Source organism: Pseudoalteromonas sp. S1727, assembly GCF_005886375.1.
Classification (GTDB): domain Bacteria; phylum Pseudomonadota; class Gammaproteobacteria; order Enterobacterales; family Alteromonadaceae; genus Pseudoalteromonas; species Pseudoalteromonas haloplanktis.
On record NZ_PNDT01000226.1, the window covers coordinates 1 to 201 of the forward strand.

General features: G+C 47.3%; 2 tRNA genes. Both read right to left on the reverse strand.

Annotated elements, in window-relative coordinates:
* Window positions 1-2 precede the first annotated feature (2 nt).
* Window positions 3-77 (reverse strand) — tRNA-Gln (locus CWB85_RS21765).
* Between the two features lie 38 nt (window positions 78-115).
* Window positions 116-200 (reverse strand) — tRNA-Leu (locus CWB85_RS21770).
* Between the last annotated feature and the right edge of the window lies 1 nt (window position 201).

Consider the following 201-nt stretch of genomic DNA (forward strand, 5'->3'; position numbering starts at 1 on the left):
GTTGGCTGGGATACCAGGATTTGAACCTGGGAATGCCAGGATCAAAACCTGGTGCCTTACCGCTTGGCGATATCCCAACTAAAAATTTTGATAGTTTTAGTTCTTATCAAGAACATGGTGCGGAAGGAGAGACTTGAACTCTCACAACCGAAGTTACTGGAACCTAAATCCAGCGCGTCTACCAATTCCGCCACTCCCGCA